This is a genomic window from Martinezella sp. CNPSo 3957, from assembly GCF_057784395.1.
This window is the reverse complement of sequence record NZ_JBXSOU010000002.1, coordinates 259572-280607: the sequence shown is the minus strand read 5'-3', so window position 1 is coordinate 280607 and position 21036 is coordinate 259572. Positions and strand designations below refer to the sequence as shown.

General features: G+C 59.4%; 18 protein-coding genes. 6 read left to right on the top strand and 12 right to left on the bottom strand.

The genetic code is table 11. The features are described from left to right. Window positions 1-69 precede the first annotated feature (69 nt). The 4 genes from metF to AC13QE_RS06540 all read right to left on the bottom strand — a co-directional run bounded on the left by metF (window position 70) and on the right by AC13QE_RS06540 (window position 4713). Window positions 70-972 (bottom strand): methylenetetrahydrofolate reductase [NAD(P)H], encoded by a 903-nt coding sequence (metF, locus tag AC13QE_RS06555; RefSeq protein WP_488483079.1) that lies wholly within the window; start codon window positions 970-972, stop codon window positions 70-72. Window position 973: 1 nt separating this feature from the next. Further along, window positions 974-1999, bottom strand: coding sequence for an ArsR/SmtB family transcription factor (locus AC13QE_RS06550; RefSeq protein WP_488483078.1), 1026 nt, complete (start codon window positions 1997-1999; stop codon window positions 974-976). 192 nt (window positions 2000-2191) lie between these two features. Next, window positions 2192-3841 carry an energy-dependent translational throttle protein EttA gene (gene ettA, locus AC13QE_RS06545; RefSeq protein WP_132717015.1) on the bottom strand — a complete coding sequence of 550 codons (1650 nt, stop codon included), beginning with the start codon at window positions 3839-3841 and terminating at the stop codon, window positions 2192-2194. 125 nt (window positions 3842-3966) lie between these two features. Next, on the bottom strand, window positions 3967-4713 hold the full coding sequence (locus tag AC13QE_RS06540) for a ribonuclease T2 family protein (RefSeq protein WP_112334451.1): 747 nt from the start codon (window positions 4711-4713) through the stop codon (window positions 3967-3969). Between the two features lie 165 nt (window positions 4714-4878). On the opposite strand from AC13QE_RS06540, the gene AC13QE_RS06535 reads away from it, so the two are divergent. The 4 genes from AC13QE_RS06535 to AC13QE_RS06520 are packed head-to-tail and all read left to right on the top strand — an operon-like array spanning window position 4879 to window position 9662. After that, on the top strand, window positions 4879-5811 hold the full coding sequence (locus AC13QE_RS06535) for an alpha/beta hydrolase (RefSeq protein ID WP_488483077.1): 933 nt from the start codon (window positions 4879-4881) through the stop codon (window positions 5809-5811). Window positions 5812-5830: 19 nt separating this feature from the next. Beyond that, the gene (locus AC13QE_RS06530; RefSeq protein WP_488483076.1) at window positions 5831-6790 is read left to right on the top strand and encodes a DMT family transporter; all 960 of its coding nucleotides are present in this window, start codon (window positions 5831-5833) and stop codon (window positions 6788-6790) included. Between the two features lie 14 nt (window positions 6791-6804). Continuing rightward, a complete protein-coding gene (caiB, locus tag AC13QE_RS06525; RefSeq protein ID WP_488483075.1) occupies window positions 6805-8007 on the top strand; it encodes a succinate--glutarate CoA-transferase in 1203 nt (400 codons plus the stop codon). Beyond that, the gene (locus tag AC13QE_RS06520) at window positions 8004-9662 is read left to right on the top strand and encodes a thiamine pyrophosphate-binding protein (protein ID WP_488483074.1); all 1659 of its coding nucleotides are present in this window, start codon (window positions 8004-8006) and stop codon (window positions 9660-9662) included. The genes caiB and AC13QE_RS06520 overlap by 4 nt, the downstream gene beginning before the upstream one ends. 42 nt (window positions 9663-9704) lie before the next feature. Here the strand turns inward: AC13QE_RS06520 and AC13QE_RS06515 are convergent, their stop codons facing one another. From AC13QE_RS06515 to AC13QE_RS06505, 3 genes are all read right to left on the bottom strand, one after another. Beyond that, the gene (locus tag AC13QE_RS06515; protein WP_132717021.1) at window positions 9705-10046 is read right to left on the bottom strand and encodes a RidA family protein; all 342 of its coding nucleotides are present in this window, start codon (window positions 10044-10046) and stop codon (window positions 9705-9707) included. An 89-nt stretch (window positions 10047-10135) separates the two neighbouring features. Further along, window positions 10136-10474, bottom strand: a complete 339-nt coding sequence (locus AC13QE_RS06510; RefSeq protein ID WP_112334441.1) for a protein tyrosine phosphatase family protein — start codon at window positions 10472-10474, stop codon at window positions 10136-10138. Between the two features lie 72 nt (window positions 10475-10546). After that, on the bottom strand, window positions 10547-11386 hold the full coding sequence (locus AC13QE_RS06505; protein ID WP_488483073.1) for a DUF4432 family protein: 840 nt from the start codon (window positions 11384-11386) through the stop codon (window positions 10547-10549). Between the two features lie 216 nt (window positions 11387-11602). On the opposite strand from AC13QE_RS06505, the gene AC13QE_RS06500 reads away from it, so the two are divergent. Next, window positions 11603-13063 carry a L,D-transpeptidase gene (locus AC13QE_RS06500; protein WP_488483072.1) on the top strand — a complete coding sequence of 487 codons (1461 nt, stop codon included), beginning with the start codon at window positions 11603-11605 and terminating at the stop codon, window positions 13061-13063. Between the two features lie 112 nt (window positions 13064-13175). Here AC13QE_RS06500 and AC13QE_RS06495 read toward each other — a convergent pair whose 3' ends face one another. The 5 genes from AC13QE_RS06495 to AC13QE_RS06475 form a co-directional block, all read right to left on the bottom strand. Further along, window positions 13176-14324 carry an iron-containing alcohol dehydrogenase gene (locus tag AC13QE_RS06495; protein WP_488483071.1) on the bottom strand — a complete coding sequence of 383 codons (1149 nt, stop codon included), beginning with the start codon at window positions 14322-14324 and terminating at the stop codon, window positions 13176-13178. Then, on the bottom strand, window positions 14321-15706 hold the full coding sequence (locus AC13QE_RS06490; protein ID WP_132717025.1) for an aldehyde dehydrogenase family protein: 1386 nt from the start codon (window positions 15704-15706) through the stop codon (window positions 14321-14323). The genes AC13QE_RS06495 and AC13QE_RS06490 overlap by 4 nt, the downstream gene beginning before the upstream one ends. A gap of 123 nt (window positions 15707-15829) precedes the next feature. Continuing rightward, window positions 15830-17200: a glutamine synthetase family protein gene (locus AC13QE_RS06485; protein WP_015340391.1), complete on the bottom strand. Its 1371-nt coding sequence runs from the start codon at window positions 17198-17200 to the stop codon at window positions 15830-15832. Window positions 17201-17347: 147 nt separating this feature from the next. Continuing rightward, on the bottom strand, window positions 17348-18919 hold the full coding sequence (locus AC13QE_RS06480) for an amino acid permease (RefSeq protein WP_132717026.1): 1572 nt from the start codon (window positions 18917-18919) through the stop codon (window positions 17348-17350). A 126-nt stretch (window positions 18920-19045) separates the two neighbouring features. Then, on the bottom strand, window positions 19046-19813 hold the full coding sequence (locus tag AC13QE_RS06475) for an N-formylglutamate amidohydrolase (RefSeq protein ID WP_488483070.1): 768 nt from the start codon (window positions 19811-19813) through the stop codon (window positions 19046-19048). Between the two features lie 179 nt (window positions 19814-19992). Here AC13QE_RS06475 and AC13QE_RS06470 point away from each other — a divergent pair, with 179 nt between their 5' ends. Further along, window positions 19993-20865: a MurR/RpiR family transcriptional regulator gene (locus AC13QE_RS06470; RefSeq protein ID WP_015340394.1), complete on the top strand. Its 873-nt coding sequence runs from the start codon at window positions 19993-19995 to the stop codon at window positions 20863-20865. Window positions 20866-21036 lie beyond the last annotated feature (171 nt).

The window sequence follows — 21036 nt, the reverse complement described above, 5'->3', positions numbered from 1 at the left end:
CCTGCCTTATTAGAAAAGCGCATGCCCTACCGGACATGCGCTTTTTATCGTTACGCTTTGCAAAACGGTTTAGGCAGCAGCGCCGGCCTGGGAAGCCACCTTGCGCTGGAGGCCGAGCCGCTCAAGCACGGCGGACACAAGCGGCGAACGGTTCATCGTATAGATGTGAAACTCGTGAATGCCACGGCGCACGAGATCCTGTATCTGTTCGGCGGCCACGTCGGCTGCGACCTTGGCGCGTTCCTCGATATTATCGTCCAGACCGTCGAAACGCTCATCAAGCCAGGAAGGGATACTGGCGCCGCATGCACCGGCAAAGCGCTTCAGCTGCGTCAGGTTCTGGATTGGCATGATCCCCGGGACGACGGGAATCTCGATGCCCGCTGCGCGAACGCGATCATGGTAGCGCTCGAAAGCATCATTATCGAAGAAGAACTGGGTCAAGGCTCGATCAGCACCGTTCTCTGCCTTGCGCTTCAGCATGTCGATATCGGCTGCCGTATCGCGGCTTTCCGGATGCTTTTCGGGATAGGCGGAAACGGAAATGTCGAAATCGCCGCGCTCCCGCAAAGCGCCAACCAGTTCCGCGGCATTGGCATAACCGCCCGGATGCGGTTGATAGGCCGAGCCGACACCACCCGGCGGATCGCCGCGCAACGCGACGAAACGGCGAACACCCGTAGCCAGGAACTCGTCGATCACACGATGCGTATCTTCGCGCGTGGCGCCGACGCAGGTTAGATGCGATGCGGTCGTAAACGGCGTCTCGTGGATCATCTTCCGCACGGCGGAAAGCGTCGGCGCCTTGGTCGAGCCGCCCGCTCCATAGGTTACTGAAACGAATTCAGGGTCCCAATCGCTGAGTTCCTCGACAGTGTTCCACAACTGCTGCTCGGCCTCTTCCGACTTGGGCGGAAAAAACTCGAAGGAGATGCGGATACCCGCGTTATGGCTTTCTGATCTCGAAGACATGTCAAACTCTCCCGGCAAGAATGGGGGATGACTGGTGGCCCTGGCCAGACGCAATCAGCAACCGCGGGTCACGCGCCAGCCAGATGGTGACGGTCAGCGCCTGTCCGCCTTCCCTCCCCGAATGAAGATCCTGCACGCGCTCCACATCCAGCCCCGCCAGTTTCAGCCAATCCGACATGGCCTGATGCGAGAAGCCGAGGCGAAGATGCGCATGCTCGTCACGCAGATATTCGAGCCCGTGCGGCGCGAGGTCGATGATGACAAGCCGGCCGCCGGGCCGCAGCATTCGTGCGGCCTCATTGATGGCAACCTCCGGCTGATCAAGGAAATGCAGCACTTGGTGGATGGTGATGAGATCGAAATCCTGCTGCTCGAGCGGCAGGTTGAAAATATCGCCATGCCGCACCGAGGCGGCGGTGATATTGGCACGGTCCAGATTGGCGCGGGCGACGGCCAGCATATCACGGCTGGCATCGATACCGACGGCGCGGCGATAATGCCCGGCCAGAAGCTGCAGCATCCGGCCGGTACCCGTGCCGAGATCGAGAAAGGAGTCGATCGGCTGCGGACCGATAAGATCGATCAGCGCCTTGTCGACATCCTCGTCGGCGACATGGAGACGACGCAACTCATCCCACTCGGCGGCATTGCGGCTGAAATAGGCCTGGGCGCGCTCGGCGCGAATGCGCTTTACGGAGGCGAGGCGTTCCCCGTCACGCAGCAGCACCGTATCCTTTTCGGCGGTATGACGCAGCAGGCTGCGAGCTAGCGTCACGGCCTTGCCCTCCTGCTTCAGCCGGAAGTAAGCCCAGGCGCCTTCCTGATAACGATCAATCAGTCCGGCTTCACCGAGCAGCTTCAAATGCCGGGAAATGCGCGGCTGCGACTGGCCAAGAATTTCGGTAAGATCGGTCACCGTAAGATCGCCGGCAGCGAGAAGCGCGAGAAGACGTAGCCTCGTCGGCTCTCCGACCGCCTTCAACACGTCTACTACGTCATCCAAGCCGAGTTTAACCAGATCTGTCATTCCACACCCAATCAAGATATAAAGATATCTTTATGTGATTTGGGTTTTCTTGGCAAGAGCCAATCGGCTACCCACCGGAGTTCGACGTCGGAAATCCGTTAGTTTCCGGCGAAAACAGAATATCGAGGGCGATTGCTACATAAACGAAAACCCCGGACAAGCCGGGGTTTTCAAAAGAGCCAAACCGAGAGCTCAGCGTGTCAGGCGCTTATGCGCCTGGCTGCCCGGATTGAGAGCATCGGGGCCGAGACGGCGGATCTTGTCCTGCTCGTAATCTTCGAAATTGCCTTCGAACCATTCGACATGGCCTTCGCCTTCAAAGGCCAGGATGTGCGTGGCCAGGCGGTCGAGGAACATGCGGTCGTGGCTAATGATGATGGCGCAGCCGGCGAAGTTTTCGAGCGCGCTTTCCAGCGCCGCCAGCGTTTCCGTATCGAGGTCGTTGGTTGGTTCGTCGAGCAGAAGCACGTTGCCGCCAGCCTTCAACATCTTGGCCAGGTGAACGCGGTTGCGCTGACCGCCAGAGAGATTGCCAACCTTCTGCTGCTGGTCGCCGCCCTTGAAGTTAAAGGCGCCGCAATAAGCGCGCGAGTTCATGTCGAACTTGCCGAGCTTGATGACTTCGGCGCCGCCGGAGATTTCCTCCCACACCGTCTTATTGCCGTCAAGCGCATCGCGGCTCTGGTCGACATAGCTGAGATGCACCGTCTCGCCGATGCGGACCGTGCCGGCATCCGGCTTTTCCTGCCCGGTGATCATCTTGAACAGTGTCGTCTTGCCGGCGCCGTTCGGGCCAATGATGCCAACGATGCCGCCGGGCGGCAGCTTGATCGACAGATCGTTGATCAGCGTGCGGCCTTCGAAGCCCTTGGTGATGCCCTCCATCTCGATCACCACCTGGCCGAGACGCTCGCTGACCGGAATGATGATCTGCGCATCACCGGGACGCTGATTTTCGGCAGCATCGACCAGCTGTTCGTAAGCGTTGATACGCGCCTTGGACTTGGCCTGGCGGGCCTTGGGGCTGGAGGCAATCCATTCCTGTTCGCGGCTGATCGCCTTCTGGCGGCCAGCTTCTTCGCGGGCTTCCTGCTGCATGCGCTTGGCCTTGGCCCGCAGATAGGCGGAATAGTTGCCTTCGTAGGGAATGCCACGACCGCGGTCGAGCTCGAGAATCCAGCCGGTAACATTGTCGAGGAAGTAGCGGTCGTGGGTGATCATCATCACGGCGCCCGGATAGTCGCGCAGGTGCTTTTCCAGCCAGGCAATGGTCTCAGCGTCGAGATGGTTGGTCGGTTCGTCGAGCAGCAGCAAGTCCGGCTGCGAGAGAAGCAGGCGGCACAGCGCGATACGGCGGCGCTCACCGCCTGAAAGGCTGGTGACTTCGGCATCGCGCGGCGGGCAGCACAAGGCTTCCATCGCCATCTCCACCTGGCTTTCCAGATCCCAGAGGTTCTGGCTGTCGATGATATCCTGGAGCTTGGCGCCCTCTTCCGCGGTCTCGTCGGAATAGTTCATCATCAATTCGTTGTAGCGATTGAGGATTTCGGTTTTCTTGGCAACGCCTTCCATGACGTTTTCGAAAACCGTCTTGTTGGGATCGAGCTGAGGCTCCTGCGCCAGGTAGCCGATGGTGGCGCCTTCGGCCAGCCAGGCTTCGCCGGTATATTCCTTGTCGAGGCCGGCCATGATGCGCAGCACGGTCGATTTACCTGCACCGTTCGGGCCGAGAATACCGATCTTGGCATCGGGGTAGAATGATAGATGAATATTCTCGAGAATCTTCTTGGCGCCATAGGACTTATTCAGACCGGCCATATGATAAATGAACTGACGTGCCATAGCTTGGGTTGCTCCACGGGCGAATAGCGTTGCGATTTGTGCCGCTATGTAGGCGAAACCCCGCCCTCGGGCAACGGCGAAACCTTGTCCGAGGGCATTATCCGTGTCAGAAAGGCCGTATTTTCTCAGAAACCGGCCGCGTCCACCACACCCCGATCACAGCCGAAGGAGGTGCTGCCGGCCCCCTGGATCAGTTTGGCGAGCCGCGGCTCACTGCCCTGCTGGGGATCGATCGCATCTTCGGAGAGACCGATGGTCAGCTCCGAAATCATTCGGACATCGCCGACGCGGCGGCAGCTCATCTTGATGCGCGCATTGGCGCCCTCGCCGAAACTCTGGTCAAAGGCTGCCTTGATACTTTCGGCATCCAGCTCCTTGCCGATATTCTGCGCGAAAAGATCCCGCACGGCAGACGTATTGAGTTCGGCAATCAGACCGGCGGCGATGGAGAAATATTGATCGGCGCTGAGCTTCGTGCAGGTGCCGTGCTTGATCCATTCATGCCGCTCCAGGCCGGATTGAGTGCCTGGCATTGCCTTGTCCAGCTTCGCCTTCACGTCTTGGGAAAGCTGCACGGCAGGCAGATCCTTCCAGTCGCGGCCACGATCCGCCTGCTTCAGATCCTCGGAAACATCGCAATATTCCTGCCGCATCGGCCAGAGGCCATGCAGAGAAAAATTGGTGGCATCATGATTGTTCGACGACTGGTTCCGGCATTCCGCCTTCTTCTGGTTCGTCTGACAAAATGCCGGCTCCCAGCTCGCCGCCAGGATAAAGCGCGTCCGTCCGCGGCTATGTTCCTGAGCCATGGCGCTCGCCGCCGTTCCGACCGAAAGAAGTACAACTGCAAATACTCGAAGCCACTGCTTCATTCCTGCCTCCAACTAGAACATTATGGGAACAAATAAGCAGTTTGAGCGAGCAGGCGCAATCCTGAATCACGGCGCTCGGAAAGATTTATTTCTGTGAGCTTTCTCACCTATCCATTGCAATCGAGCGGGGGATGACCTTTCGTCTAACAGGGGAGGAACAAATATATGTTCGCCGAGACGCAGCGCCTGAAAAGTCCGACAGGCGCAACCCTTGCCTATCATCATTTGCCGGCAGCAACCGATGCTCGCGGCATCCTGCTGATATCGCACGGCCTCGCCGAGCATTCCCGCCGATACGAGGCCTTCGCGGATACGATGGCGGGCCGAGGCTTTCATGTCTATGCTCACGATCATCGCGGCCATGGCGAGACCATCGCTCACGACGCGCCGATTGGCCGCTTTGCGCGAAGAGATGGAGTGGGATTGGTCATCGCCGATGTGCTCGCCATGCGCGAGCTTGCCGCAAGCGCCCATCCCGGCGTGCCGATCATCCTGTTCGGGCATTCCATGGGCGGATTGATCAGCCTGAACACCGTCGTCACGCACCCCGACAAGTTCGATGCCGTCACAGTCTGGAATTCCAATTTCAATCCGGGCCTCGCGGGCCGTGCTGCGCAGCTCATCCTCAAAACGGAGCGCATGTTCAAGGGATCGGACGTCCCGAGCGGGCCGCTGCCGAAATTGACCTTCGGCACCTGGGGTAAATCGATCGCCAACCGCCGCACGGATTTCGACTGGCTCTCGCGCATTCCCGAGCAGGTGGACAAATATATCGCCGATCCGCTTTGCGGCTTCGACGCCTCTGTCTCGCTCTGGCTCGACCTATTCGAGTTGACCTTCCGGGCGCCGCAAAGAACCTATCGCGACCGCCTCCGGCGCGACCTGCCGATCCATCTCGTCGGCGGCGGCAAGGATCCGGCGACGGAGAATGCGAAAGCGATTTTCTGGCTGGCAAACCATTTGAAAAGAGCCGGTTTCTCTCGTATTACCATCGAGATCTATCCCGACATGCGGCACGAGACGCTCAACGAAATCGGTGCCGAAGAAGCCATTTCCAACTTCGCCGACTGGTGCAAGAGGATAACGGCAAACAACTGATTCTCATGGGAATTCCACAATGAACACCTCCCGCGGCTCCTCGGCGCGATTGCCGCAATCGGAGCTGACCTTCGGTTTGGTGACGATGTTTCTCTCCGTCGTCCTCTCGCCAGTCATGGATATCTTCTCCAAGCTTGCGGCGACCACGATTCCGCCGGGCGAAGTGACCGCCGCCCGCTTCATCTTCCAGGCTCTTTTTGCGCTCCCCATGATGGCAATGCGCGGGAAATGGGGCGTGTGGAGTTGGCGACGCAGCGGCGTCCATGCCATCCGTGCCGCCGTGCTCACGCTATCCATGGTGTCGTTCGTGACCACGCTGCAGGTGATGGAAGTGGCCGATGCCATTGCCATCTTCTTCGTCGAGCCGATGATGCTCACCATCCTCAGCAGCGTCTTCCTAAGGGAAACCATTGGCTGGCGGCGCTATACCGCCTGTGCCGTGGGCTTTTTCGGCGCGATGCTGATCATCCAGCCAAGCTTTCAGGAAGTCGGTTTTTTCGCCTTGCTTCCTATCGTCACCGCGTTTTGCGTCGCCGTTTACGTCATGATCACGCGGGTGGTCTCCCATAGCGAGGACGCATGGTCAATGCAGTTCCAGACGGCTTTATGGGGGACCGGCATCAGCATGGTCCTGCTTGCCATCGGTCGAACGACGGGATCTACAATCCTCGATCCGGTCATTCCGGATCTGATGGCCACGCTCTATCTGCTCGGCGTTGGTGTTACTGCAGCAGCGGCGGGTATCCTCACGGTATATGCCTATCGCGCCGTGCCGGCCTCGACACTTGCGCCGCTGCAGTATTTCGAGATCGTTTCCGCCACGATCTTCGGCTGGCTCGTCTTCGACAATTTCCCGGATGCGATCAAATGGCTCGGCATTCTCATCATCACCGGCTCCGGCCTCTACATTCTCTGGCGCGAGCGGCGCTTTGCTTCCAAGCCGGTATCCGATACATCTGAAACTGCATTCACGCCGTAAGCGAGTGGATCGACATGACAGACCAGAAAACCAAGAAACCTCCGCTGTCCGGTATTCGTGTCATAGAGCTTGCCCGCGTTCTCGCCGGCCCCTGGGCCGGGCAGATGCTGGCCGACCTCGGCGCCGATGTCATCAAGGTGGAAAATCCCGATGGCGGCGACGACACGCGCCAATGGGGTCCGCCCTTCGTCGAAGGCAAGGATGGCGAAAATCTCTCTGCTGCCTATTATCACTCCGCCAATCGCGGCAAGCGCTCCATCACCGCCGATCTCAAGACCGAAGAAGGTCAGGAATTGGTGCGCCGGCTGGTAAAGACAGCCGATGTGGTGATCGAGAATTTCAAGCTCGGCGGCCTCGTCAAATACGGGCTGGATTACGAAAGCCTGAGGAAGATCAATCCCCGCATCGTCTATTGCTCGATCACCGGCTTCGGGCAGACCGGCCCCTATGCAAGTCTCGCCGGCTATGACTATATCGTCCAGGGCATGTCCGGCTTCATGTCGATCACAGGCGAGCCGGATGGCCAGCCGATGAAGGCCGGCGTCGCAATCGCCGATATCTTCACCGGCATCTATGCCGTATCGGCAATTGAGGCCGCCCTGATCCATGCGCTGAAGACGGGGGAAGGACAACTCATCGACATGGCACTGCTCGATGTACAATCCGCAGTGCTCGCCAATCAGAACATGAACTATCTGATTTCGGGTAAGCCGCCCGTGCGGCTCGGCAACGCCCATCCCAACATCTCGCCCTATGAAGTCGTGCCTACCGCCGACGGCTATCTCATTCTCGCTGTCGGCAACGACGGGCAGTTCCGGCGCCTCTGCGCCATTCTCGGCATGGAAACCAATGCCGATGACGAGCGCTATGCGACCAACAAGGCCCGCGTTGCGAACCGCAACGAGGTTCGGGCTTCCATCTCGGCCGAAACGCTGAAGTGGAACAAGGCAGAGCTGCTCCGCGCCTGTGAGGCCAACGCCGTACCGGTCGGCGCCATCAACACGATCGAGGATATGTTCGCCGACCCGCAGATTGTGGCGCGCGGACTGAGGATCGATCTCGAGGATAGCGCCGGCACTGTCATTCCGAGCGTCCGCACGCCGATCGTGCTATCGGAAACGCCGTTGACCTATACGCGGCCGAGCCCGCGCCTCGGCGAACATCAGGAGGAAGTTTTGGCCGAATTGGCCGAACTGGAGGGGAAGGCGAGGAGATGAAGCGAACGGGCGGGCAACTTATCGTCGAGGCTTTGAAGGCCAATGGCGTGCAGCGCATATCCTGCGTGCCGGGCGAGAGCTTTCTCGCCGTGCTCGATGCCCTGCATGACAGCGATATCAGGGTGCTCGTCTGCCGCCAGGAAGGCGGCGCGGCCATGATGGCGGATACCTGGGGCCGATTGACCGGCGAGCCGGGCATTTGCATGGTCACCCGCGGTCCCGGCGCCACAAACGCCTCTGCCGGCCTTCATATCGCACGGCAGGATTCGATCCCGATGATCCTTTTCATCGGCCAGGTCCAGCGCGATGCCCGCGAACGCGAAGCCTTTCAGGAGGTGGAATTTCGCCGCGCCTTTACAGAATTTGCGAAATGGGTCGGAGAGATCGACGATGCCGCCCGCATTCCGGAATTCGTCACCCGTGCCTTTGCGGTGGCCACATCGGGACGCCCAGGTCCGGTTGTACTGACCCTCCCCGAAGACATGTTGCGCGATGAAGTCGAAGCGCCGCAAGCACTGCCCTACGTCCCAGTTGCCGCCCATCCGGGCCGCGGCCAGCTTGCAGAACTTACCCAGTGTCTTGCGGCTGCCCAGCGGCCAATGGTCATTCTCGGCGGCACGCGCTGGAACGAGGAAGCGGTTGCCGGCATCAGACAATTCGCCGAGCGTTTCAAACTGCCGGTCGGCTGCTCCTTCCGCCGGCAGATGCTGTTCGACCATCTGCATCCAAACTATGCCGGCGATGTCGGCATCGGCATCAACCCGGCGCTGGCAAAGGAAATCAAAGAGGCGGATCTGCTGATCCTTCTCGGCGGCCGCCTCTCCGAAATGCCCTCCTCCGGCTATACGCTCGTCGATATCCCCTACCCGCGCCAAAAGCTCGTCCACATCCATCCCGACCCTTCGGAGCTTGGGCGGGTCTATCGGCCGGACCTGGCCATTTGTGCCAGCCCCGCGGATTTCGTTGCGGCTCTGGCGGAACTCGATGCGCCAACCGTAACACCGTGGGCCGAACGCACGGAACGCATGCACGCGGCCTATCTCGCCTGGTCGAAAACACCGGAAAAGAGTCCCGGCGCCGTCCATATGGGCCGCATCATGGATTGGATCGAAGCCAATACGGCCGATGATGCGATCTTCACCAATGGCGCCGGCAATTATGCCACCTGGCTTCACCGCTTCCACCGCTTCCGCCGCTTCAACACACAGGCGGCTCCGACGTCGGGCTCGATGGGCTATGGTCTGCCCGCCGCGGTTGCTGCAAAACAGCTCTTTCCCGAGCGCGAAGTCATCTGCTTTGCCGGCGACGGCTGCTTCATGATGCATGGCCAGGAATTTGCAACCGCTGTCCAGTATGGACTGCCGCTCATCGCTTTAGTCATCAACAACGGCATGTACGGCACTATCCGCATGCATCAGGAACGGGAATATCCAGGCCGGGTCAGCGCCACCGCACTCGATAATCCGGATTTCGCGGCCCTTGCCCGCGCCTATGGCGGCCACGGCGAAACAGTGAACGCGACGGAAGAATTCGGCCCGGCCTTCGAGCGGGCGCGAGCGAGCGGCAAGCCGGCCATCATCGAGATTGCGCTCGACCCGGAAGCGATCACGCCCTCCCGCACCCTGACGGAAATCGCCCAGACAAAAGGCCGGTGAGCGCGAGCCCACCGGCCTTGAAAAAATCACGGATGGCGCGACTTAGAGTGCTGCCGTCACGATGAATTCGACCTTGTACTTCGGCGCTGCGAGCTTGGCTTCGCTGGTCGCACGGGCCGGCGTGTTGGCCGGATCGACCCAGGCTTCCCAGGCGGCGTTCATCTCAGCGAAGTAGGAGATGTCCGAGAGGTAGATGATCGTCTGCAGGATCTTCGACTTGTTGGAGCCGGCTGCAGCGAGCAGGCGGTCAACTTCAGCCAGCGCCGACTTGCACTGATCGGTGACGCTTTCGCCTTCGCCAACCTGGCCGGCGAGATAGACGGTGTTGCCGTGGATGACAGCGCCGCTCATGCGGGCGCCAACGTCGATACGCTTGATGCTCATGGTGTTCTCCTGATGTTGTTCTTCGACAGGTAAACAGGGCATAGCTCACCGCCTGCCCCGCAATCAAAAGGCCGGGGGAAAGAACCCGTTCAGCCGCGGATGTGATGTGTCTTCTGATAGATCGCGGTCGAGCGTGCGCCGGAGCGGCAATAGCCGAGCATCGGCCGCGGAAACTCGTCCAGCGCATCAACCATGCCCTGCACGGCCTCTTCAGTTACGCCCATCGGGCCGACAGGCACCTGGGTGATCTCCAGACCGAGTTCCTTGGCGCGGGCTTCGATGACACCGAACGGCGTCTGATCCGGGCTTTCGCCATCGGGGCGATGGCAGACGATGGACTTGAAACCCAGGGCCTTGATCTGGTCGAGATCCTCTACGGTGATCTGGCCGGACACCGAGTATTCATCGTCGATCGGGCGGATATCCATGGTTCATGTCCTCTCTAAAACCGTGGCCTTGATCTACGCCGCCATAGGGCGAGCGTCAACCGCGGCACGCTCTCAAACAAAGGCAAAATTGAGCATGAAATTGCGGGCTTCACCGGGCTGGAGAATATTGAATTCGCCTGTCTCTTCCAGCTCGGCCCGCGAGACCCAGCGATGCGAAACAGGCTCGATACCGAGCACGTGCGCCGGCGCGCGCTGATTGCGCCAGACCTGCAGGAATGGCAGCGTGTCCGTTCCAAAACGCACCCTTAGTGTCTTGCCGCCGATGGCCGCAATAGGGCCGAGACTGATCTCCGCCCAATCCTCGCCCTTGTCCTGCGCCGGCACGCAGAAGATATCGCCCCCCTCCTCGCCGAAGGTCCAGGGAAAGCCGCCATTGTCCAGCATCTGCCCGGCAAGGCGCGTGCCGTTATCGAACCATTTGCCGCCGATGTTCATATGGTACATCAGGAAAACCGGCATCGCCTCCGTGCTGGTATTGACCAAACGGTCCGCAAGCGAGACCTCGCCCGTCGCACCATCGATCTGCCAAAGACGTTCGAGCCTCGCCGTGCGGCGTTCGGCGGCGACAACATCGATATCGGCGCGGCATTCCGCATTGCCATTCTCGAATTTAGTCCAGAGAATTTTGGCTGGATGGGACGCGAAGGAACCGTGAAGCGGATAGCGCTTGCCTTCATAGGCGCCGGACATCGGCTCAGGATGGCGGATATGGTCCGGACCGCAGGTGAAGAGGAAGCCTTCCACAGAATGACTGATCCGCGGATCGCCATCGTCAGGAACGGCACTTCCGGGCGCGAGGTCGTTGCCCTCGACGATGCAGGCGCCGATATCCAGAACGGACCCCTCATCAAGCGTCAATTTCGGCCCTTTCGCCGCAGAAAAATCCATCATCCTCAAAGTCCTCCCCGATCGACGCCGAGCGCAGGTGCTGTCCCAAGGTGGCGCGCGGCTGAAATAAGCGGTTATTTGGCTTACCAAATCTTAACTTGAAGCCTTGATCACATAAATTTTTATATTTTATTCAGCATGATAATCTAAATCTCCATACTGGCGTCAAAATTGCCATGTGTGTGTCAGCCCAACGACCATCCCGAGGATCCGACAGACGTGAACCGGTTCGTAAAATTGAGTTTTGCCCTGGCAATGACTGCCACCGTGTCCATGCTCGCGCTCACGGACGCGCAGGCACAATATTATCGCAGCGGCAACGGCAACACGGTTCTTGTCACCCCTGACGGCCGGATCCTCGATCAGTATCCTTATGGTGGTGGATATTCCATGGCCCGCGACGGTCGCGGCCGCCGGGTCCTGATCGATGCCTACGGCAATGTCGTCGCCACGGAGATGAGGGCCAGCACCTACTATCCTCGCGCCCCAGCCCGCGATACCTATGGCAATAATGGCGGCCGGTATGGCGACACGCAGCTTTCCAACAACGGCGACTACCAAGACTATCGTCAATATCGCTCCGACACCTACGGAAATTACGACGGCGCACCCAACAATGGTTACGACCAGCAGGATCGCGGTGTGGTCACTGGCGGAATTCCGCGCGACAGCGATATCCAGCGCCAGCCGCTCGACAATCAGCCATTGCCTGGCAAGAACCAGGGCCAGACGAACCCGAACGGCAACGACTACGCATCGATCGATCCACAGCAGAGCGCACCCGACATCGTCAACAAACCGGCACCGGCCGAACCCGTCATCACGCTGAAGGGCAAATCGAAGATGGAGATCACCGCGCTGGAGGTCTTCCTCGCGCGGCAGGGCATTTCGCCGGGTGCGATCGACGGCAGAATGGGTGCCAACGTCACCAAGGCGATCTATGCCTATCAGCAGATGACCGGCCAGACGCTCGACCCGAACAATACCGACGCGATCCTCGAGCAGCTTCGCATGTCCGGCGGTATGCCGATCGTCAACTACACGATCACGGCGGCCGACGCCGCAGGCCCCTATGTCGCCTCTATTCCTGAGGACTATGCGGCTAAGGCACAGATGCCGTCCCTCGGCTATACCTCGACGACGGAAATGCTGGCCGAACGCTTTCACATGGATGAAGGCTATCTGAAGGCGCTCAATCCCGGCGTCGATTTCACCGTGCCGGGCAGCACCATCAAGGTCGTCAATACTGGCCCCAGTAAGACCGGCGCAGTCGCCAAGATCCTGGCGGACAAGGGCCGCAAGCAGGTTTTCGCCTATGACGCCAACGGCACACTGATCGCCGCCTACCCGGCCAGCATCGGCTCCGCCGACACGCCCTCGCCGTCAGGCACAGTCACGGTCGAGCGCGTCGCCTTCAATCCGGGCTATACCTACAATCCGAAGATCAACTTCCAGCAAGCCGGAAACGACAAGGTTCTCAATATTCCGCCAGGCCCGAACGGCCCGGTCGGTACGGTCTGGATGGCTCTTTCGAAGCCGACCTACGGCATTCACGGCACGCCGGATCCCTCGAGAATCGGTAAGACGCAGAGCCATGGCTGCGTGCGCCTCACGAATTGGGATGCAACCGAACTTGCCAAGATGGTCAAGCCGGGCGTCGTCGTCGAATTCGTGGATTGATTACCAGACAGGGCTTCAATGAAAAAAGCCGCCGGGTGACACTCGGCGGCTTTTTTGTTTGGCCTGATAAGCTGCCAATTGCATCCCACATATCGGGGAGCTGAGTGCAGTATCAGAAGCAATCCCGGAAGAGAGCCTTGGTGTTTTCCAGCGTCAGCGGCACCGGATTGCCGCCGGCACTCGGGTCTTCGATCGCCATGGCGGAGAGCTCGTCGATTCGATCGGGCGCGATGCCCATGGCAGACAGATTTTCCGGCACGCCGAGTTCCGAGCGCAGTTGCAGCACATAGTCGTAGAAGCCGTCAAAACCGCCCGAGATGCCCAGATAGGCTGCGGCACGGGCAATCTTATCCTCGATAGCCTTGCGGTTGAAACGCAGGACGGCCGGCATGACGACGGCATTGGTCATGCCATGATGCGTGTTGTAGACGGCGCCGATCGGATGCGACAGCGCGTGGATCGCGCCAAGCCCCTTCTGGAAGGCGACGGCGCCCATGGCGGCAGCACTCATCATGTTGGCGCGAGCTTCGAGATCCGTCCCCTCGCGATAGGCGCGCGGCAGGAATTCCTTGACGAGCCGCATGCCTTCTAGCGCGATACCAGCCGACATCGGGTGGTAGAACGGCGAGGAATAGGCTTCCAGGCAGTGGGCGAAAGCATCCATGCCAGTGCCGGCGGTGATGATCTTCGGCATGCCGACGGTCAGTTCGGGATCGGCGATGACGACGCCGGGCAGGAATTTCGGGTGGAAGATGATCTTCTTTACATGCGTTGCGGAATTGGTGATGACGCTGGCACGGCCGACTTCCGAACCGGTGCCGGCCGTCGTCGGCACCGCGACGATCGGCGCAATGCCGTCGAGGCTGGCGCGGGTCCACCAGTCCCCGATGTCTTCGAAATCCCAGACCGGACGCGACTGGCCCACCATGAAAGCGACGCACTTGCCGAGATCGAGGCCGGAACCGCCGCCGAATGCGACGACGCCATCATGGCCGCCGTCCTTGAATGCTTTCACGCCGGCTTCGAGGTTCTTCTCGTTCGGGTTCGGGTCGACGTCAGCGAAGATGGCGCGGCCGAGACCTGCATCTTCCAGAATATCCAACGCCGTCGCCGTGATCGCCATCGAGGCAAGACCCCGGTCAGTGACCAGGAGAGGCTTCTTCATGCCCAGGCTCTTGCAGGCGTCCGCCAGTTCCTTAATCCGGCCACGGCCGAGCTTGAAGGCGTTCGGATAGCTCCAATTGGCTGAGATAGTGCTCATGCTGTTACTTTCTTCAGATGATAGGATTTCGGGCGCGTCAGATTATGGAAGCCGATGATCGACAGCGAGCCGCCACGACCGGTTTCCTTGACGCCAGTCCAGCACAGCGCCGGATCGAGATAATCGGCGCGGTTCATGAAGACGGTGCCGGTTTCGATTTCGCGACCGATGCGCGAGGCGCGCTCAACATCCTTCGTCCAGAGCGAAGCCGTCAGACCGTAAGGGCTGTCGTTCATTAGCTCCAGCGCTTCCGCGTCGCTCTTCACCTTCATGATCCCGACGGCAGGACCGAAGGTCTCCTCGCGCATAAAAGCCATGGAATGATCGACATTGACGAGGACCTGCGGCGCGAGATAGGCACCGCCATCGTCAGCCGGGAACAGCTTCGGGTCGACCAGCGCCTTGGCGCCCTTAGCAACCGCATCGGCGATCTGTTCACGCACCACCTTGGCAAAGCGCTTGTGCGCCATCGGCCCGAGCGACGTCTCGGGATCAAGGGGATTGCCGAGCTTGTAGTTCGAAACCCAGGCGACGGACTTCTCGACGAAGGCGTCGTAGAGCGATTCATGCACATAGATACGCTCAATGCCGCAGCAGCACTGGCCGGAGTTGTAGGTCGCCCCATCCATCAGCGTGTCGACGGCAGCGTCAAGATCGGCGTCCTCCATCACATAGCCCGGATCCTTGCCGCCGAGTTCCAGGCCGAGGCTGGTGAAGGTGCCAGCTGCCGCACGCTCGATCGACCGGCCGCCTTCGACGGAGCCGGTGAAATTGACGAAGTTGAAGCTTCCGGCTGCGATCAGAGCCGAAGTCGTTTCATGATCGAGGAAGACATTCTGGAAGACATCGGCCGGAACGCCGGCCTCGACGAAAGCCTGCACCAGCCGCTCGCCGACGAGCAGCGTCTGGCTTGCATGTTTGAGAATGACGGTATTGCCGGCCATCAGCGCCGGGGCGACCGTGTTGATCGCGGTCATGTAGGGATAGTTCCACGGCGCGATGACGAAGACGACGCCATGCGGTTCGCGCTCGATGCGGCGGGCAAAATTGGCGCTGTCCTCGACGACCAAGGGTGCCAGCGCATCGGCGGCGATCGACGCGACATAGTTGGAGCGCTCGTTGAAGCCGCGATATTCGCCGCCATACTTGATCGGGCGGCCCATCTGCCAGGCAAGCTCCGGCACCACTACTTCGGCCATCTCATTGAGCCGGGCCACGCCCTTCAGCACGAGCTGAACGCGATCCTCCAGCGGACGGCGCGCCCAATCCTTCTGCGCTTTACGGGCGCGTGCGACGACGTCCTTGGCGGCTTCCAGCGACAGCGCCGGACGCTCGGCATAAACCTCTCCGTTCACCGGGGAGACGCATGTGATCATGGTCATGATCGAATTCCTGTTTTCTTAATCATCCAATTGATTGCCGAATGTCCCGCCGCCGGCAAAAACATCTCGGCGCCCCGCCCGATCGTAGAATGAAAATCGGGCAAGAGGCAGATCGCCAAAGCCTTACGCTCTTTCGAATCCGCGCGCCACTTCCCAATCCGTGATGCGACGATCATACTCCTCCTGCTCCCATTCGGCAGCGCGGGTATAATGATCGATGACATCGTCGCCAAAGGCGGCGCGCAGCATCTTCGAATTGGTCAGGGCTTCGGTCGCACCACGCAGGGTGCGCGGTATCTCGCGAACTTCGCGCGCGCCATAGGCGTCGCCGACGAAGGGCGCCTCAAGTTCGAGCTTGTTTTCGATGCCATCAAGGCCGGCGGCAATCAGGGCAGCAAATGCCAGATAGGGATTGAGATCCGAGCCACCGACGCGGCATTCGATGCGGATGCTCTTGGTTTCGGCACCGCACAGGCGATAGCCGGCCGTGCGATTGTCGGTGCTCCAGATCGCCTTGGTGGGTGCGAAGGTGCCGGCAACGAAGCGCTTGTAGGAGTTGATATAGGGCGCAAGGAAATAGGTGATTTCGCTGGCATGCGTCAGAAGGCCCGCAACATAGTGCTTCATCAGCGGCGTCATGCCGTGTTCTTTTTCTTTGTCGAAGAATAGCGGCGTCTTGCCGTCTACACTCCAGAGCGACTGATGAATATGAGAGGAACTGCCCGCAGCGCTGTAGTTCCACTTCGCCAGGAACGTAATGGCCTTGCCCTTCGACCAGGCAATCTCCTTGCAGCCATTCTTGATGATGGCGTGGCGGTCGGCCATGGTCAGAGCATCGGCGTAGCGGACGTTGATTTCCTCCTGGCCGGCGGATGCCTCGCCCTTGGAGTTTTCGACAGGGATCTCCGCGCCCTGCAATCCCTTGCGGATCGCCCGCATCACATCCTCTTCCTTGGTGGTCTGGAAGATGTGGTAATCCTCATTGTAGCCACTGACGAGATTGAGATTGCGATAGCCGGATTCACGGGCACTGTCATAGCTCTGGTCGAACAGGAAGAATTCAAGCTCCGAAGCCATATAGGCCTTCATGCCCATCGCTTCGAGACGCTTGACCTGCTTCTTGAGAATAGCGCGTGGCGAATGCGCGACTTCCTCATGAGTATGGTGGTCGAGCACGTCGCAGAGCACGAGCGCCGTGCCTTCAAGCCAGGGAATACGGCGCAGCGTGGCGAGATCGGGCTTCATCGTATAGTCGCCATAACCCTTCTCCCAGCTTGTCGACTTGTAGCCGGAGACGGTCTCCATCTCGATATCAGTCGCCTGCAGATAATTGCAGCTATGCGTTTCCTTCCAGGCGCTTTCAATGAAGAATTCCGCCTGGAAGCGTTTGCCCATCAACCGGCCCTGCATGTCGACCTGGCATGCCAGAACCGTATCGATGCGCCCTTCGGCCACATCTCGCTTGAGGTCGTCGAACGTATAGCTGCTGCTCATAATTTGGTCCGCCTGAACAATGAATTGAAACGTCGGCCTGCCGAACGATACCGTCTTGCGGATAATCCGCGCGCGTGCCGCCGTGTCGCTACCGGTGAAAAGGGCCGCAGGTCTGCGACCCCATTGCTTACAAAGATTGGACTTCGCTTACTTCTCGCCGACGGCGGCTTCCGCTGCCGCGATCTCAGCCTTGCGCTTGGCAATCGCGTCGCCGATCGGCGGACCCTTGAAGCGACGGCGCTCGAAACCGAACCAGACGATGCCGGTCAGCACGAGGAAGCCGACGGTAATGATGCCTGCCCAGTCGTTCGGCGGCTGAATGCCGAGAACGAAGATGATGATCATGGCGATGATTGTCAGCACGGCAAACAGCTTGAACAGCCCTTCCCCGAGGTTCCAAGGACCCATCTTGTCCCATTTCGCCGTACCCCACGCGAAAAGACCGAGCGTGATCGGGATTGCGAAGGAGAAGAACAGGAAGATGACGGTGCAAGAGACAACGATGGTATAAACCGGCGTGTCACCGATCGATACCAGCGACGAACCCCAGACGAAGAGGACGGAAAGGATCGAGCCGATCCAGATCGCCGAAACCGGCGTGCGGTATTTCGGGCTGACCCGCGAAAGCGCCTTGGAAGCCGGCAGACCGCCGTCACGCGAGAAAGCGAAGATCATGCGCGAAACCGAGGTGACCGTCGCAAGACCGCACAGCCACTGGCTGACGAAGATCAGCAGATAGAGAATGTCCTTCACGATGGGATTGACCTGTGCGTCCATTGCCCAAAAAAACACATTCCAGCCCTGCTTGGCGGCATCGTCCATATTCGGCAGCATCAGCACGAACGAGCAAAGCATGATGTAGCCGAAGAGCGCCGACCACAGAACCGAGGATACCATGCCGCGCGGAACGGAATGGGCGGCTTTCACCGTCTCTTCCGAGGTGTGGGCCGAGGCGTCGTAGCCGGTGATCGTGTAGATCGGCAGCAGAAGGCCGAGCGCGAAGACCCAGAAGGTCGAAACCTGCGGCCAGACCGGCGCGCCGGTTGCCGAGCCGTCGGCAGCAATCGTCGCCAGACCGGAATAATTGGTGAAGGTGAAAAGCCGAGCGAAATCATAGGACGGCGCAGCGATCAGGCACACTGCCGCCAGAAGGATCGAGGTTGCGAAGATCAGATAGCCGGAAAAGTCGGTCAGCTTCGCTGTCAAGCCGATACCCATGTGATTGACCAGTGCCTGAAGGCCCGTGATGACCACTAGGAACACGATGCGCACCAGCGTGGTGTCGGTCATGTTGAAATAGCCGCCGAAGGCACCGATGAAGAAATAATAGGTGCCGACATTGATGGCGCCAAGGACCGTGACGAGGCCGAGCAGATTGAACCAGGCCGTCAGCCAGCCGGTGAAGCGATTGCCGAGGATCGAGCCCCAGTGATAGAGACCGCCGGCCGTCGGATAGGCCGAGCTGATCTGCGCCATCGCGACGGCGAAAACGAGAGATATGAAGCAGCCGACCGGCCAGCCGATGCCGATAGCGGCACCGCCCGCACCCGATGTCGCCTGGGCGAGCGAATTGATACCGCCGGATAGAATGCAAATGATCGAGAAGGACACGGCGAAATTCGAGAATGAACTCATCCGCCGTTCCAACTCCTGGGCATAGCCCATGGAGTGCAGGATCTGGACATCCTGCTTTTTGTCTAACTCTGAATAATCAGACATGCCATTCCCCCTAAAGCCCGGTCGTCCGCGGGATTGCGGAGAACCATGTGTCACATTGACCGCTGGCATTTCGCCATGCGGCCTGATCGCAGTTGAACTGCTCCCCGGGGTCTTTTTCTTTTATGCTCAGGCTTCCAGACCGCTCTGGAGAAGCCCCGTCAGATAATCGGCCACGACCCCTTGGCCGACGTCATCCCGAATGAGGTCGTTGCGGACCTCGATCATTACGTTATGCAGACCATTGGCAAGCCCATGCAGCTTCAGCGTATGGGTAACGCCGTCTTCAGGTCCGTAAGGCTGGTTGCGTTCAGTCTTGTAGAGCGGCGCTTCGGTCGCTGCGTCCAACATGCGATCGGCCAGCCAACGGTCTTCGTCATGCAGAATGCCAAGCTCCACCGCGCGCGGCTTGCCATTGTAGATCGGCGTGAAGCTGTGAATTGTCACGATCACGGTTTTTTGTCCGCGTGCGGCACGCTCCTTCAAAAGCGACCGGATGCGATCGTGGAACGGGATATAGAGCCCCTCCGTGCGGGCCCGCCTGTCCGCTTCGCCCAGATGCTGATTGCCGGGGATCGTATAGATCTCGCTCGTCTCCGGCATGGCACCGGCGCTTTCGGGGGGCCGGTTGCAATCATAAATCAGCCGGGAGAAGCGCTGAAACACCAGAGTGGCATCAAGGCCCGCGGAGATTCTCCTTGCAACCGCGAGTGCACCCGGGTCCCAGGCGATGTGGCTAGAACGCGCCTCGGCTGAAAGCCCGAGATCGCCGAACCGCTCAGGAATCTCACGCGAGGCATGCTCGCAAACGAGCAAAACTGCGCTGCCTCCGTCCGGCCTTTCGACCGCGACGCAATCGCCGTCCGCCTTCGACAAAATGCCTTGCTGCGCAAGCATCAGAGACGCCCCAGTGCCGATTAATAAAATCTTTATAAGAAAAGAATTCTTCAGGTTTTCCCTGCTGTCAACTGGAAACTGAAATTATTTCTTCATTTGTGACATTGACTCGAATTGTGACAGCGTTGTTATATCCTGGAAAGAAAGCGGCATCAGACCGTTCGGGGAGCAAAAATCGAGTGAGCAATGCGTCGAAGACAGTTTCGGACGTGATCAATGCGCGCTTTGACACTTTGACGCGCGCCGAAAAGCAGCTCGCCAAAAGCTTGCTCGACAACTATCCCGTTTCCGGATTGGGTAGCATCACCACCGTCGCCGAGAATGCGCGGGTTTCGACCCCGACAGTCGCGCGCATGGTGCAGAAACTCGGATATAAAGGCTATCCGGACTTCCAGGCCCATCTTCATCAGGAAGTAGAAGCAACGATCTCCAACCCGCTGACAAAGCACGATCGCTGGGCATCGAACGCTCCGGGCACGCATATCCTCAATCGCTTTGCCGATACCATCACAGGCAATCTGCGGCAGACCCTGTCGGACCTCGACGTGGCCACCTTCGACAGCGTCGCGGCACTGCTGTCGGAAAGAAAACGCGCTCTTTATTTCGTAGGCGGCCGCATCACCGGGGCGCTTGCCGAATATTTCTTCACTCATATGCAGGTCATCCGACCGAACACGACCTTGCTTTCTTCGAACTCAAGCGCATGGCCGCAATATGTCCTGAACATGAATCCGGGCGACCTGCTCGTCATCTTCGATATCAGGCGCTACGAGCAGGAAATGGTCAATCTCGCGGCTGCCGCCCGCCGCCATGGCGCTGAAATCATCGTCTTCACCGATCAGTGGGCAACTCCGGCCGCCAAACATGCCAAACACACGTTCCGCGTGCAAATCGAGGCGCCATCCGCCTGGGATTCATCGGTCGTTACCCTGTTCATCGTCGAAGCCCTGATCGAAGCCGTCCAAAGCTCGACATGGGACGAAACGAGCGAGCGCATGAAGACACTGGAAGGTCTTTTCGAACAAACCAAGCTGTTTCGCAAGCTAAGCTGAAGGGGAGTGAAAACAGAAAATAACAGCTCCTGGAGGATGTGGAATACAGCGACTGTCATACTTGTCGATTAGAAGCAAAAATCGACTGCGTTTTCAGTAAACCCAACGCTTTGAAGTCGTCACACAACCTTCATGTAACGTCATTAACAGCAACGCCAGACACTGAAAACC